This window comes from Serratia grimesii NBRC 13537, from assembly GCF_001590905.1.
GTDB lineage: Bacteria > Pseudomonadota > Gammaproteobacteria > Enterobacterales > Enterobacteriaceae > Serratia > Serratia grimesii.
Genome location: NZ_BCTT01000010.1, coordinates 286,518 through 301,265 on the forward strand (window position 1 = coordinate 286,518; position 14,748 = coordinate 301,265).

The 14,748-nt window shown below is 47.8% G+C and carries 15 protein-coding genes; 6 read left to right on the top strand and 9 right to left on the bottom strand.

The annotated features are described in order from the left end of the window. Positions 1-51: 51 nt before the first annotated feature. The gene (locus SGR01S_RS13110) at positions 52-981 is read right to left on the bottom strand and encodes a sugar ABC transporter substrate-binding protein (RefSeq protein WP_037420357.1); all 930 of its coding nucleotides are present in this window, start codon (positions 979-981) and stop codon (positions 52-54) included. Positions 982-1,515: 534 nt separating this feature from the next. Here SGR01S_RS13110 and SGR01S_RS13115 point away from each other — a divergent pair. The 3 genes from SGR01S_RS13115 (at position 1,516) to dcuR (ending at position 4,801) form a co-directional block, all read left to right on the top strand. Beyond that, complete coding sequence (locus SGR01S_RS13115) at positions 1,516-2,358, top strand: class I fructose-bisphosphate aldolase (RefSeq protein WP_037420353.1); 843 nt, start codon at positions 1,516-1,518, stop codon at positions 2,356-2,358. 124 nt (positions 2,359-2,482) lie between these two features. Continuing rightward, entirely contained in the window at positions 2,483-4,084 is a 1,602-nt protein-coding gene (locus SGR01S_RS13120) for a sensor histidine kinase (protein WP_037420350.1), read from the top strand. 3 nt (positions 4,085-4,087) lie between these two features. Then, positions 4,088-4,801 carry a two-component system response regulator DcuR gene (gene dcuR / locus SGR01S_RS13125; protein ID WP_037420347.1) on the top strand — a complete coding sequence of 238 codons (714 nt, stop codon included), beginning with the start codon at positions 4,088-4,090 and terminating at the stop codon, positions 4,799-4,801. A gap of 38 nt (positions 4,802-4,839) precedes the next feature. Here dcuR and SGR01S_RS13130 read toward each other — a convergent pair whose 3' ends face one another. Beyond that, the gene (locus SGR01S_RS13130) at positions 4,840-5,388 is read right to left on the bottom strand and encodes a nuclear transport factor 2 family protein (protein ID WP_061807648.1); all 549 of its coding nucleotides are present in this window, start codon (positions 5,386-5,388) and stop codon (positions 4,840-4,842) included. Positions 5,389-5,408: 20 nt separating this feature from the next. Then, on the bottom strand, positions 5,409-6,506 hold the full coding sequence (locus tag SGR01S_RS13135; protein ID WP_061807649.1) for an NAD(P)-dependent alcohol dehydrogenase: 1,098 nt from the start codon (positions 6,504-6,506) through the stop codon (positions 5,409-5,411). A 118-nt stretch (positions 6,507-6,624) separates the two neighbouring features. Here SGR01S_RS13135 and SGR01S_RS13140 point away from each other — a divergent pair, with 118 nt between their 5' ends. Beyond that, a complete protein-coding gene (locus SGR01S_RS13140; protein WP_073963439.1) occupies positions 6,625-7,557 on the top strand; it encodes a LysR family transcriptional regulator in 933 nt (310 codons plus the stop codon). A gap of 23 nt (positions 7,558-7,580) precedes the next feature. On the opposite strand, the gene SGR01S_RS13145 is transcribed toward SGR01S_RS13140, so the two are convergent. The 5 genes from SGR01S_RS13145 to fabV form a co-directional block, all read right to left on the bottom strand. After that, entirely contained in the window at positions 7,581-7,934 is a 354-nt protein-coding gene (locus SGR01S_RS13145) for a hypothetical protein (protein ID WP_061807651.1), read from the bottom strand. 514 nt (positions 7,935-8,448) lie between these two features. Then, the gene (locus SGR01S_RS23760; RefSeq protein WP_073963441.1) at positions 8,449-8,667 is read right to left on the bottom strand and encodes a hypothetical protein; all 219 of its coding nucleotides are present in this window, start codon (positions 8,665-8,667) and stop codon (positions 8,449-8,451) included. A 227-nt stretch (positions 8,668-8,894) separates the two neighbouring features. Then, positions 8,895-9,110 (bottom strand): helix-turn-helix domain-containing protein, encoded by a 216-nt coding sequence (locus tag SGR01S_RS13155; RefSeq protein WP_037420335.1) that lies wholly within the window; start codon positions 9,108-9,110, stop codon positions 8,895-8,897. A gap of 7 nt (positions 9,111-9,117) precedes the next feature. Then, positions 9,118-9,681 carry a DUF2975 domain-containing protein gene (locus tag SGR01S_RS13160; RefSeq protein WP_037420332.1) on the bottom strand — a complete coding sequence of 188 codons (564 nt, stop codon included), beginning with the start codon at positions 9,679-9,681 and terminating at the stop codon, positions 9,118-9,120. A 147-nt stretch (positions 9,682-9,828) separates the two neighbouring features. After that, positions 9,829-11,028, bottom strand: coding sequence for an enoyl-ACP reductase FabV (fabV, locus tag SGR01S_RS13165; protein ID WP_061807652.1), 1,200 nt, complete (start codon positions 11,026-11,028; stop codon positions 9,829-9,831). Positions 11,029-11,175: 147 nt separating this feature from the next. Between fabV and SGR01S_RS24510 the strand changes: the two genes are divergently transcribed. Beyond that, the gene (locus SGR01S_RS24510; RefSeq protein WP_061807653.1) at positions 11,176-11,397 is read left to right on the top strand and encodes a hypothetical protein; all 222 of its coding nucleotides are present in this window, start codon (positions 11,176-11,178) and stop codon (positions 11,395-11,397) included. Between the two features lie 313 nt (positions 11,398-11,710). After that, positions 11,711-11,929: a hypothetical protein gene (locus tag SGR01S_RS24515; RefSeq protein WP_073963442.1), complete on the top strand. Its 219-nt coding sequence runs from the start codon at positions 11,711-11,713 to the stop codon at positions 11,927-11,929. Positions 11,930-12,145: 216 nt separating this feature from the next. On the opposite strand, the gene SGR01S_RS13180 is transcribed toward SGR01S_RS24515, so the two are convergent. Further along, positions 12,146-14,644, bottom strand: coding sequence for a DUF4214 domain-containing protein (locus SGR01S_RS13180; RefSeq protein WP_255212226.1), 2,499 nt, complete (start codon positions 14,642-14,644; stop codon positions 12,146-12,148). Positions 14,645-14,748: the final 104 nt, after the last annotated feature.

Genomic DNA, 14,748 nt, shown 5'->3' on the forward strand with positions numbered 1-14,748 from the left:
CGCCATCTTCCGGGTAAATGCGGCAGGGATATAACCGCGCTGCCTTAACGCTTATTTTCTGTTCTTATCGGCAAATTCTTGATAATTGGCCTTGGTGATCAGCTGATACGGGATCAGCACGTTGCTTTCCACTTTCTCGCCTTTCACCAGTTGAATGGCCGTTTGCACCGCACCTTCGCCCTGCCCTTTAGCGTCCTGGAACACGCTCAGTGCCAGATCGCCTTTCTTGATAAATTCCAGCGCGTCTGGGGTACCGTCAACGCCAGCCACTAACACGCCACTTTTCTTCGCCTGTTTCAGCGCGAGGATTGCACCAATCGCCATTTCGTCATTGTTGGAAGCAATAGCGTCAATTTTCTGGCCAGTCAGCGCCCAGTCGGTAGTAATGTCGACGGCTTCTTTACGACCCCACTTGGCCGTTTGTTTGTCGAGGATTTTGATTCCGGGATACTTGGCCGCGACTTCTTCCACACCACGGGTGCGGTCGCGGGTCGCTTCATTAGAGAGTTCACCCATCAGGATCATCACGTTACCCTTGCCGTTCATTAGCTTGGCTAACTCTTCCATCTGCAGCTTGCCGGCCAGTTTGGAGTCTGAACCAACGTAAGCCATGCCCGCAGGCAGCGTGACTTCTGGGCGGCGGTTAACAAACACCAACGGGATCTTGGCGTTTTCCGCCAGTTTGATCATCGGCTTGACGCCCTGGGTATCGACTGGGTTGAGGATGATGGCGTCGACGCCTTGGCTGACAAAGTTCTCGATCTGTTGGATCTGCTGGGCTATATCCCCTTTCGCATCTTCAAACTGACCGCTGACATTGCCGTCCTGTTTCATTTTGTTCTGCATTGACTGACGTAGGATAGTGAGGAAATTGTCATCGAAATAAGCCATTGAAACACCGATTTTGATGTCTTTTGCCAACACGGTGGCCGGCAACATGCACATCAATACCGAGGTGACGATCAGTTTCTTCAGCTTCATGTTCTGTACCCTTTAATTGTTAGAGTGAAGAGGCCTGTTGATTTGACAGCTAATGAAAAATATTTTTTACATTCAAACAACAATCCGGTCGATGTTATCCCTTTGATACGGCAGATTTATCGCTTTTTCACCGTATTCAGGCGGTGTGTGGAATTTTGATCCATGTCTCAAAATAGATTAGAAACAATATCTTAAAACAAACATTCTACAGGGGCGTTTATATCCCCACTTCACTATCAAATGTTTATTTCATAATTGAGATTATTGAAACTTTTTAACCCAAACAAGCGAAACATGCGTTTTGGAATAACCAAGTAACAAAAACATGACACGGATCTAACAAATGACGCAAAAGCCACCAGCGCGCTTGTTCCTTTAGTGCGTTAGGCTACGCGGAATGCCCAGCCGCGATGAAAAATGGCGCCGCTGTTTCTCAGAAAATATGCGAGCAAGCGCGCAGTTTGCGGATCCGCTGTTTCATCCCCCGCGTTACTCGACAATACTGAATGGACAGTATTTTCAGGAGGATCTGACATGCAGCTCAGCAGTAAGGTACGGATGAACCGGCTGTTTAATAACGGCAAGTGCCTCGACGTGGCGATTGATCATGGCATCGCCAATGAGCCCGATTTTTTAATCGGTCTGGAAGATATCGAACGCGTGATGGGCAGTCTGATCGTCGCTCGGCCCGATGCCATTCAGGTCAACTACGGCCAGGCGGATTTGCTGCAACGTTCAGCGCAACGTGATAAACCGGCGTTAGTGATGCGCACCGACGTTGGTAACGCTTATAACGCCGCACGTCACCGTGAAATGTGGGCGGTGTTGCATAACCCCGAAGCCCCCATCCTCGCGGCATTGCAAATGGATGCGGCGGCAGTGGTGGTTAACCTGTACCTCATCCCCGATGAACCTGGCATTTTCCGCCAGTGCGTAGAAAATATTGGCCGCCTGCGTCATGCCTGTGAACACTACGGCATGCCATTGATGATTGAACCACTGGTGATGGCCCCCGCCGGCCAAGGCTCGGCATACGGTTCGCTAGGGGACGTCGAAAAGATGGTGCCACTGGTGCGGCTGGCGCGCGAACTGGGTGCCGATATCATCAAGGCCGATCCTACTGAACGTGTGGAGGACTTCCATCGCATCGTTGAGGCGGCTCGTTGCCCGACATTAGTGCGCGGCGGCGGTAAAGGCGAACTGGGCGCAGTGCTGGAGAAATCTGCTGCATTAATGGCACAGGGTGCATCCGGTATGGTTTACGGTCGCAATGTGTATCAACACAACAATCCATCCAAAGTGGTTAGCGCGCTGATGGCGATCATCCATCAAGGTGCCAGCGGCCAACAGGCACTGGAAATCTACCATCAACCCTGATATCCCGCTTTTGTAATTAAAATAATCCCTCCCCCGGCGGCAGCATGTTATAACCTGCTGCCGGTCGCTGCCCTGCACGCCATTCCTCGCTACTATCCTGATATACCCTATTCGGAGAACCGCCATGCCAAAACAACGGATACCGTTGAAACTCAGCACTACTCTCACGTTGATGGTGTCCGCCATCATCGCTTCGGTATTGCTGGTGGTGTATGCGCTGTTTTTTGTGCAGATGAATCACGAGGGGCAAGATCAGCAACGTCAGAAGGCGATGGCAATCGCCGAAACGTTGGCGCTCTCCAGCAACGTCATTGATGGTCTGTTACACGAGGATCGCAGCGGTGCAATCCAGCGTTTCGCCGAACAAGTGCGCCAGCAAAACGAATTACTGTTTGTGGTGGTAGTCGATATGAAGGGCATCCGTTACTCGCACCCCAAACCTTGGCTGATCGGTCAACATTTTATCGGGACCGATTTGGAACCTGCATTGCAAGGCAAAACCAACAGCGCTATCAGCCGCGGGGCATTAGCCCCCTCACTGCGCGTGTTTGCTCCTGTCTACGATAGCGAGCGGCGGCAAATTGGTGTAGTGGCGCTAGGCATTGCGCTCGACACCGTACACCGTGTAGTAGGCGAAAGCCGCTGGATAATCTACTGGACCATCGCTTTCGCCGCCCTGGTCGGCACACTCGGCACCTTCTTCCTGGTGAAAGCGCTGAAACGCATCATGCTCGGTTTTGAACCTTACGAAATCTCGAACCTGTTTGAACAGCGTAATGCCATGCTGCAATCCATTAAAGAAGGCGTCATCGCGGTCGATAACCAGTCACGCATCACCATTGTTAATGACGAAGCCAAGCGCCTGCTACGCCAAAGCGGGCCATTCGAGAACCTGCTGCTGGAATCAGCCAGCCGGTATTGGCCGGCTCAACTGCATCTGGCGGAAGTCTTGGCCAGTGGCAAACCGCTGCGTGATCAACAGATCAACTTTAATGGCAGCGAACTGTTAACCAACACCGTACCGGTGATCGTCAAAGGCCAGGTGATTGGTGCTATCGCCACCTTCCGCGATAAAACCGAGATCAGCCAATTGGTGCAACGCCTGAGTGGCATGGCGCATTATGCCGATGCGTTGCGCGTACAATCCCATGAGTTTATGAACAAACTGCATGTGATCCTCGGTATGTTGCACATGAAGGCCTATCAGCAACTGGAAAATTACATCATCAATACCGCCAGTAATTATCAGGAAGAGATTGGGGCGTTATTGCGAAAAATACAGTCGCCGGAAGTAGCGGGCTTCTTTATTGGCAAAATCAGCCGTGCTCATGAAGCCGGTATTGAATTGACCATTGATGAAGCCAGCCTACTGCCCGAAACCGACGATCCGGAAACGACCCACGTGCTGATCAGCGTGCTGGGCAACTTGATTGAAAATGCCATTGACGCTATCGATGGCGTTGAAGGGCATGAGATCAACCTAAGCTTTCATCACAATGATAATCACTTACACTGTATCGTCAGTGACGACGGCCCCGGTATCGATCCTGCTCTCGGCGAACGCATTTTTGAACAAGGCGTTTCCACCAAAGGACCCGGGCGCGGCATTGGCCTGGCACTGATCCGCAGCAGCCTGGAAAAACTGGGCGGCAGCATTGATTTCGAATCTGAACCGGGTGAACTGACCCAGTTCTTTGTACATATTCCCTATCAAGCCAAGGGCTGAACCATGATTAACGTATTGATTATTGATGACGACCCAATGGTGGCGGAGCTGAACAAATACTACCTGAGTCAGGTCAACGGCTTTCACTGCCAGGCGACGGTCGCCACCTTGGCACAGGCACGTGCGTTACTGGCTGACCCCGACATCAGTATCGATCTGGTGCTGTTGGATATTTATATGCAGCAGGAAAATGGATTAGACCTATTACCTGGCCTACGCGAACTGGGTGAGAAAACCGACGTCATTATCATCTCTTCCGCCAGCGACGTAGATACCGTACAACGCGCCTTGCACTACGGCGTGGTGGATTATCTGATCAAGCCTTTCCAGTTTGGCCGTTTCAAAGAGGCGTTGAGCAACTACCAACAGCAATCACAGATCCTGGCACAACGCGAATTTTCGCAGGGGGATGTCGACAGTTTGTTACGTCGCCAACCCAGCAGCAGCGAAAGCAAAAAGCTGCCTAAGGGATTAACCAGCATCACGCTGAGTACGGTGTGTGAATGGATTGAGCAACAGCATGATGGGGAGTTTTCTACCGATAACCTGGCTAACGCCATCGGCATCTCACGGGTTTCCTGTCGAAAATACCTGATTTATCTGGCGGAAAGCGGCATTCTGGGGACCCGGATTCTCTATGGCACTACCGGCAGGCCGGTCTATCTTTACCAGTTAAAGCCGGACGCGATTGCCATGTTGAAAGAGTATTGCCGCTAGCCAATGTCCCCCGGTGAACGCCGGGGGACATTGGGCCATTATTGAGTTTTACGAATCAGGCCAAAATCACGCAGCGCCACGTACGGATCCCAATATTCACGAGCGTTCGCTATCTGACCATGGCTGATGGTCACGATGGCGATAAACTGCTGATTATAATCACCACCGCTTTGTTTGATTTTTCCGCTGCTGGTGTACTCGAACACAAACACACCGGGTTCTGCCGTCACGATTTTATTCCACCCTTTCCAGTCTGCGTATTTCAGATCGCCGAGATATTCACTCATGTTGGTAAAGTAGCGAGTTATATTTTCACGCCCCTTGGATGCCTTGGAAAAGAAGCTGAAATCCTCCACAGGCGCATAAGGCAGTTCAAACACCCCTTGCGGCGTAAAATATTTGGCTACATTGCCCGGTGTTTCTGACCACCCATTCAGACTACGCCAGTAAAACTCGGCGACGTCGTTAACACCGTATCCCGGTTGCAGGTAATATAATCCCTGCTTTTCGGTAATATGGTCATTGGCTTGTGCAGACGCAGCCGCGCCCATCAGCCCCAGCAAGGCCGCTGAAAAGAGTCGTTTCATGTTATTTACCTTATGAGGGGTTACATACGAATAACGGCTTTAATGGTTTCACCGGACTGTGAATCCGCCATCGCCTGGTTGATGTCATTCATGTCATAAAAACGGATAAGGCGATCGATTGGGAAACGCCCCTGTTGAAAGAGTTGTGCCAACATAGGGATAAATACCGTCGGTGCCGCATCACCCATAATGGAACCTTGTACCGCCCGGCCGCGAATCAAATGCATAATGTCGAGTGGCAAAGATTCGCCCTGCGGTACCACGCCGGTAAGTACGCATTTGCCATTTTCCGACAGCACCTTTACTGCATCAGCCATTACGCTCGCGTGTCCTGCGGCTTCAACACTGTAGTCCACGCCATATCCGTTGGTCAGTTGATGAAGCACTTCCGCGACGTCTGCCGTTTTCGGGTTGATCACCACCGTGGCTCCCAATTCTTTGGCCAGCGCCAGACGGTTCTCCTTGATGTCCACAGCGACAATTTGGCCACACCCCACTACGCGCGCCGCCATCACCGCCGCTAATCCCACCGCACCCAAACCAAAAACCACCAAGCCAGATCCTGCATGCGCTCGCAGTGTGTTCATGACTGCCCCCGCGCCGGTCATCAACCCGCAAGCTAACGGCCCGAGGTATTCCAGAGGGATTGCTTTATCGATAGTCACAACACTGCTGGCATTAACAACCGCATACTGTGCAAAGGAGGATTGACCGAAGAAATGGCTATGCACATCCCCACGTTCATCATGCAGACTGACCGACCCGTCAGCGCGCTGTGCTTGCCAGTTCAGCGGGACATGCTGACGGCAATAAGTCGGCATGCCGATGCTGCATTTGTCACAGGTGCCGCAAGAGGCCAACGACAACACCACGTGATCTCCGGGAACCACTTTATTGACCGCGGCGCCGACTCGCACCACAACCCCAGCGCCTTCGTGGCCAAGCACCACCGGCGTGGGCATAGGTATAACACCCTTGTGTGCCGCAATGTCGGTATGACACAAGCCGGTAGCCACCAGTTTCACCAACACCTCATCAGCACGAGGTTCCCCAAGCTGCAACTGCTTGAGGGTAAATCCCCTCGCCACGGTCTCACTGACTGCTGCTGTAATTTCCATATCCGCTCCCACTGAGTCTGATGCTATTGCGTCGATGTGGGGCAGTATAAGATGCTCTATTGGGCGTAAAAAGATGCCATACTCTGACTCACTGTTCTCGAATTAAGGACAATACGTGATGCAGAAAGGCATATTGAAAGACCTGAACGACCTCTATTATTTTGCCCAGGTTGCCCAGTACGGCGGGTTCTCCGCCGCCAGTCGGGCGCTGGATATTCCAAAATCCAAACTGAGCGCCCGCGTGCTGGCGCTGGAGAATCGTCTTGGCGTGTTGCTGTTCCAGCGCACCACCCGGCGAGTCAAGCTGACGGAGACCGGTTCGCTGCTGCTGCGCCATGCGCAGATAGCGATCAACGAGGCAGAAATTGCTCAGGAGCTTATCGACCAAAGCCGGGCAGAACCTTCCGGGCTGGTGCGAGTCAGTTGCCCAAAACTGGCGGCCGATGTGTTGCTATCACCCTGCCTGCCTGCCTTTATGGCGGAGAACCCCGGCATTCAGGTGCAGCTGTTGGCGAACGACAACCGCTTTGATCCGGTGGGCGACAAGATCGATATCGCGCTGCGTCTGCGCCAGCGCAAAGATATGAGTGAAGGCATGATTGCCCGTGAACTGGGCCAAAGCGTGCGGATTCTGGTCGCTTCACCGCAATATCTGGCGCAGCACCCGCCCTTGACCGATCCGCAACAGTTGAGCACTCACGATCTGCTCACTTTGGTCGACGTGGGCGAACAACAAACCTGGGATCTGGAAGGCCCCGAAGGGGAAAAAAGAGCGGTGCGCGTACGCCCACGACTGATGTGCAGCGAATGGGGGATCGTCCGCAGTGCGCTTTATCAGCACTTGGGTATCGCGCTACTGCCGGATATCACCTGCCATCAGGCGCTGTTACAGGGTGAGCTGGTACGCGTGTTGCCACAATGGGCCTGCGCCCCGCTAATTATGCACGCCGTGTTCCCGACCCGGCGTGGCATGCTGCCTTCGGTACGCGCACTGGTCGATTTTCTGGCAGTGAACGTACCGCCGCTGTTGCAGAAAGGCGCGGTAAAATAGCGCATCGGGACCCAGCGGTAGGCTTAGTGAAAGCGTTTAAAGTCGGGGAAGTTCATCATCCCGTTACGCGGGTAGCAAGGCTTACCATGCTGCTGTTTGTTTTTTCCGCAGCGGTATTCACCATACAGGGTATTGTGTTGCTGTCGACTTGCCTGTTCCGCAATTGCACGCTCTTGTTCCTGTGCTATCGCTTCGTCATTGGCCTGCGCCACAGCCTCGGCGCTCCATATCTTATGTTTTAGTTCGCTGCGCTTTTGCTGATAGCTCTCAGAGATTTTATTATCCAACGGTTGTTCGCCGTGATACTGCAAATCAACCAACGCCAAAGCTGAGAAGGAAAAGCACTGCGCTACGCAGGCAAGAAAAATCCGTTTCATTGATGCACTCCTGAAATTGAATCGGGTTGCGGAGTCGACAACACACCTGCCGACGCTTGGTCCGCCGCGAACGGGGCCGTTACACACTTTCTCTGCTGAAGCGTGGACTCCAACGCTTTTCGCTGAGCGCGTAAAATGGCAAGTTGCGCCTGTTCCATGCGTATTTGCTCTGCGTACCACACATGTTGCAGCATCCCATGGAGGCGCTGCCGATAATCAATGGTGACGTCACCTTCTCCTGGTGGAGAAGTCGGTGGGCGCCTATCGACAAACGAATAGCAACAGGAAGACGCCAGCAGCGTTAATACCGCAGTCATCACAGAAGACAATTTCAAAATCTTAAACTCCATTAAGGCCCATGAGGAGGCTCATTCTCATTTCATTCATTTATGAGAATTCCTTTGAAAATTAAACAAGCAGCTTCCTGAAAAATAGATTAGCTGATAAACACTAAACCGTATCGAAATAGGAATTACTGAGAAGAATAATATGTAGATATAATATATTTAGCCGGTTAACGATCCCATAATTTTGACCAGTCAATTGTTCCACCGATGCTGGCCCTACCTTGATTCAATACTGCATTGACCGACTCACCACCCCTAATACGTTGTTTTTGCTCTCGAGTTACCTGCTTTAGCTGATCCCAGCCTGAATAAGAGGAGCTTGGATAGGTAGTACTACAACCACTCAACACAATTAATAACGCAGGGATCCACTGGCGAAACATCATATATCCTCCTTAAAATAGACTTAACCATGAGTAACAGTAAATAAAAAATTACTTTTTTTAGTTTATTAATTAAAATTAAAAAATAGGAACACTAAGAAAAACCACATTAATTTTAAATAATGTGGGGATTAATTCAACGTAAAATAAACAGAGAAAATGACTGTTCGTGCCAGGATAAATATTGTCTAAATATAATGGCGATATGGCGTGCCGAGCACGCCTGTGCGTTAGCCTTCGTTATCCGGTTGCCAGGTGAGAAGATCGCCTGGCTGGCAGTCGAGGATGCGGCAAATTTTATCTAGCGTCTCTAGCCTGACACCTTTGACCTTACCATTCTTCAACAGAGACAAATTTTGCTCAGTGATCCCCACCTGCTCCGCAAGCTCCTTTGATCGCATCTTCCTTTTGGCCAACATGACATCAAGACTTACTATTATCGCCACTCTATTCTCACACGAAAGAAAGCTGTTCTTCATTCAGCCGCAACGCTTCCAAGAATACCCGGCTAAACACCAGGATTGCGCAGCCTACGACCAACGAGCGCACTGACTCGCTGTTGACCCCATAATAGATTATTAGCAGCATTTTTTCACTGGCGGTCAGTATCATCACCTGCAACATACCTGCCAGCGAAGGAAACAGCACATCAACAATCAGTAAAATGCCAATGATCTGCAATAACAACATGTTGTTGCGGTGCCAGACATTGCCGCGATAAAACTGATAAAACAATCCCGCACCACACAGCAATGCGCTGTAATAAGGCACATAGGCACACATGTCTAATAACAAGGTTGCACCAATCGCCCAACCCTGCTGTGGAATGGCGTAAGCATTCAGCTCTGGATAATAGTCACGATAAGAGGCCACGATGCTGTTGAACGCCTCACCCTGTACCCAACCCTGGACGATCATAAACATTTCTACGCCGGTGCTGACAACCAGCATCGTCATGATCAACAAACACAAACAACGTACATACAGCGGCAGGTGGATCCGTGGCACAGTGCCCATAACAAGTTCATCCATAAAAACAGCAATAAGTTATCGTAAAACGATAATTTATTGCTGTCAATGATCAACTGGACTGATGAGTTACCGAATAACAGACAATAAAAAAGGCCGGGAGAGATCCCGGCCTTTCCTCAATGTTCGACAGGTTTAGACTAGCTCAACCACATCAAACTTAACTTCACCGCTTAGATCGGCTTCGTAATCAACACCTTGCAGACCAAAACCGAACAGGCGCAGGAATTCAGCCTTATAGCCCAGGTAATCAGTCAGCTCATTGATGTTGCTGTCGTCGATCTGTGCCCAGATTTCACGGCAGGTGTTCTGCACATCGTCGCGCAGTTCCCAATCGTCCAGACGCAGACGGTGCTTCTCATCGGTGTCCGGTGCAGTACCACTGTACAGTTTGGTGGCAAACAGACGCTGGATTTGCTCGATACACCCTTCGTGGATCCCTTGAGCCTTCATGATTTTGAAGACGATAGAGATGTACAATGGCATTACAGGAATAGCGGAAGAAGCCTGAGTCACCACTGACTTCAACACGGCAACGTAAGCCGCGCCGCCTTTGGCTTTCAGTTTCTGATCGATAGCCTGAGCCGCACGATCCAGATCTTCTTTCGCTTTGCCCAGCGTACCGTGCCAGTAGATTGGCCAGGTCAGATCAGTACCAATGTAGGAATAAGCCACTGCTTGCACGTTGTCTGCCAGCACGCCGGCGTCTTCCAATGCGTCCATCCACAGCTGCCAGTCCTGGCCACCCATCACTTTAACGGTGTCAGCAATTTCTTGCTCGTTGGCCGGTTCAACCACGGCTTCAACCAGCACGTCTTTATTGGTATCCAGTGCTACAGATTTGTACGGTTCGCCGATAGGTTTCAGCGCAGAGCGCACCACTTCACCGGTTTCTGGCATTTTACGCACTGGTGAAGCCAGCGAGTAAACCACCATGTCAATCTGGCCCAGGTCCTGTTTGATCAGATCGATAACCGTTTGGCGGCATTCATTGGAGAATGCGTCACCGTTAACGCTTTTCGCGTACAGGCCTTCTTCTTTAGCTGCCTTGTCAAAACCAGCAGAGTTGTACCAACCGGCAGAACCGGTTTTGCCTTCACTGCCTGGCTTTTCAAAAAATACGCCGATGGTGGCTGCACCGCTGCCGAATGCGGCATTGATACGTGACGCCAGGCCGTAACCGGTGGAAGCACCGATCACCAGCACTTTTTTCGGGCCGTTTTTCAGTTCGCCACGTGACTTAACGTAGGCAATTTGCTCACGGACATTGGCTTCACAACCTGCCGGGTGAGCGGTAGTGCAGATAAAACCACGAATTTTAGGTTTGATAATCATAGTAATTTTTTCTTGGTAGCTAAAAACCGAAGGACAATATACCTGATTTTCTCAATATACTTAAGCTGGGTGCATGGCAGAATCGCAACAAGTACAGTGAACAGACCAGTTGTGCTGGTTATATTCCGCTTAAAGGAGGACCACAACATGAGTTTTATCGCCAAATTGCACACCGACGAAGTGGGTATTGCACTCCATCTTGTCGCCACGATGCTCACCAACCAGTTTCCACCGTGGACGACGCTGGCTATAACACCGGTCACCATTGCCGGCACCGATAATGTGATACTGCGGCTGGGCGACGAATTCTATATTAGCCAGCCACGCACGCCATTGGCTGATGTGTTGGCCGCTGGATCCAAGGGTTAACGCCGGTTTACGGTGAAGGTAGTCACGTGATGGCGTAACAACTAGGAGAGTTTGTCCACGCACTGTATACCATACCTATTACAGATCCTTAGTTGCAAGGGGGCTTAACCTCCTATCGTAGAGGCCCGCTTGGTACCAGAGATGCCCCCACCCGAATCGTGACAGTACAATGTGGCGACTATCTAGACACGGATAGTCTATACAAGTGTGGGAAATCGTTAGCCAGATACAGGAAAGCAGCATTGACCCAAGCTGAATCCACACCGATATTCTGCCAAGCAACCTATTAGTCAACGAAGGTAAGCTGGCGACGGTGATCGACTGGGGTGTCATGGCAATAGGTGACCCTGCGGTGGATTTGATTGTTGCATGGAATTTACTGGATATGAATAACCTGGAAGTTTTTAAACGCGCCGTAGATACCGATACAGCAACCTGGCAGCCCCTGGGCGTTATCGATTGGCGTAATTGCGTATACCTATTACGTGGAAAAAGAACCTACGCTCGTGCACACTTCGCGTTATCAGATTGAAAAGATTGCGGCAGATGTTAGATTAACGATTTGAGGTTGATAGGCCAAGACATACTGTCATGACCTATCAAAGGGCTATCAGGTCTTGTTCTTTCCAACTACTGGATCAGTGCCAATTGGTTCACTGTCTCTCTCTTCTGGCAGAAGTCGATTACGCGTAGAAAATAGCTCTAGCTGGAGGACTTCACCTGCCAAGACTAAACTGATTAAAAGACACTATTCAAAACTGGCACTGACACCATTAACTTCAACCACTGGACTATATTTTAGACCTTGAACCAATTCTTGGTGACTTTGGTTATCCAACATAAAGTAGCTATCGTTAGCATCAAAAATATGATTATTATTTACATCGTTAATAATAAATGAGTTTACTTTCCCATTTTGCCCCTTTAAAGAAAAAACACCCACTGTATCTAATGGGCCTGCTAAAGAAATTATGCTACTAATAATTCTATCATTTGCGAAGTCATTATTAACAAAAACCTCAATCCAAGAGGATCCAATTTCATCAAAAGTGTGAATACCATAGTCAGAGATAGGAACACTCTCTTTTATCGATAGGTTTACTGTATCATCAAAACGAAGGGTATCATGCTTCAAATCAAAATCTGTGACCCGAACATATCCATTACTGGCCGCGTTAATTTTAATTAAATCGTCTCCAGAACCACTCGTAATCATAGTCCCGCTAGCAACATCAAATAGGTCATCAGTACTGGTACCAATAACGCTCAAAGGCATTGGTGTATAATGCCCATCAGTAATATAGGAATTCACATCAAATCCAGAAGGATCTTTTACATCCGAGCCCAGCCAGCGTAATTTCATTCCCTCATAAATCCAATAGTCAGAATGTAACGTTAGCCCACCCGAATTCCCTGAGGCGTCAATAACTTTACCCATTCCTTGTTTACCTAGACTTACGTCAGATAGAGTTAACTCTAACTTATTGTTCCCCAGTATGTTTATTTTTGAATCACCACCTTCATTACCTGCTGCTAATGAAGAGCCTTCAATTTTTATTTTATTAATATTTCCTATCAATCCATCTGACTTTATGGTTATAGAGCTTAATGACTTATACCCTGGCATTTCGGATATTGGCGTTGACTCTAATGTTATTGTTCCCCCATCAACATACCCGCCACTTTTACTATTGAAGTGGATTTCGAAGTTACTTTTTCTACCCATGCTGTCATTTTGAATCCCATCAATAATGAACTTTATATTACTTTGTGAAGTTGCATTTCCGGTGATATCAAGACTCAATGAACTTTCTTTATTAATTTTTTTAACTACCACATTCTCGGCTTTTTGTGAAAGTGAAAATCCACTTTTTATATCAGTCCAATTAAAATAAAAATCACCACTGTAACCACCAAAGTCTATTTTTTCAAAATTCTTGAAATTATCACTATTCGGACTTTTTATATAAGGATTATCAGAGGGTTGTGGCTTTATGAAAAAATTTGCTGATAATGTATCAATACCATCACCTCCATCGGCAATGATAAATTTTGAGGGGTGATGAATATCATCTACAGGACCAAACCACAGAAGACTATCGTCTCCAGCCTTTAAATAAAACCAGCCTTGGGTTGATTCGGTAACATCGGTCAGTATTTTTATATCATTACCATCGGTTCCCTCAAAATAATTAGAACTATCAATTACCACCGGATTGACGGATGGATAGAGAACCAGTTCGACATCTTGACTCCCAACTATTTTTACTGTGGCTAAATTTTTTTCCTGACTCAAGTCTATTTCCGATTTCCCTTCTGAACGAAGGGTCAAGTTAACTATGGCGGTTATTTCAAGGTCTGATAATACATGTACCTTTCCGGTATTTGCTGATGATAAAAGCCCGCCATCACTTTTTATTTCGGCGATTACATTCTTATCAAAAACCAAACTATCACCAATATTCTGCGTCAAAAAACCTTTCTCTTTGAGAGTTATATTTTTTGAATTCATTACATAATCAATTGCATTTTTTAATGATTCCGCTCTGCTACTTGAGTATAACAATGATAACTCTTGAGCAGTTGCATCTCTATTAATAAATTTGTTAAACATATAATTTGCAAATTCAACACCGTATAGATACCCGGCAAAACTTGCCGCCTCTTTAGATACGATGATATCATTTAATATATAATCAATCCCACGTGCATTGCTTGTCAAACTTCCCAAATAAGCATTAAACCCCTGAGCATCAATTCCGCGCCCCAACATTGAAATATAAGCCATTGCCAATATATTTTGATTATTTATAGAAATATCAATTACTCCTGGGTCTTTATATGTTTTATCTATAGTCTCTATGAAATTATTTTGAGCATTTATTTTAGATGAATCAAACCCTTGGTAATTAAATAAATCATTGAACAGCTCATTTACTTTATATTCTATTGTTGCCTTTGTGCCATCCTTATCCTGTAAGTTTAAATAATAATTCACGCTTTCAATAGCAGGTGTTACCTTATATATATTCTCGTAGACACTAGTTATAATTTCATCTTCTTTTTTATCTTGATAAAGTAACATGCCAGATTCAGAATTTAGTACTAATTTTATAAATCCTTCATTTGAAATGTGTTTTGATTTAAACTCATGAGCTATGTAACCCAGTTCGAACTCATTTTTAATTTCACCTAGAACACTATACTCTATTGCAGCAGCTAATTGATGAAGTTGTAATGCTTGCATACTTGCCCCAGACATTATATTTAGTAAAAGACAACCATCAGATTTAGAATATTTCCCTATACTGATGTGTAGTAAGTATTAAAAGGAATTATTATATATAGTTT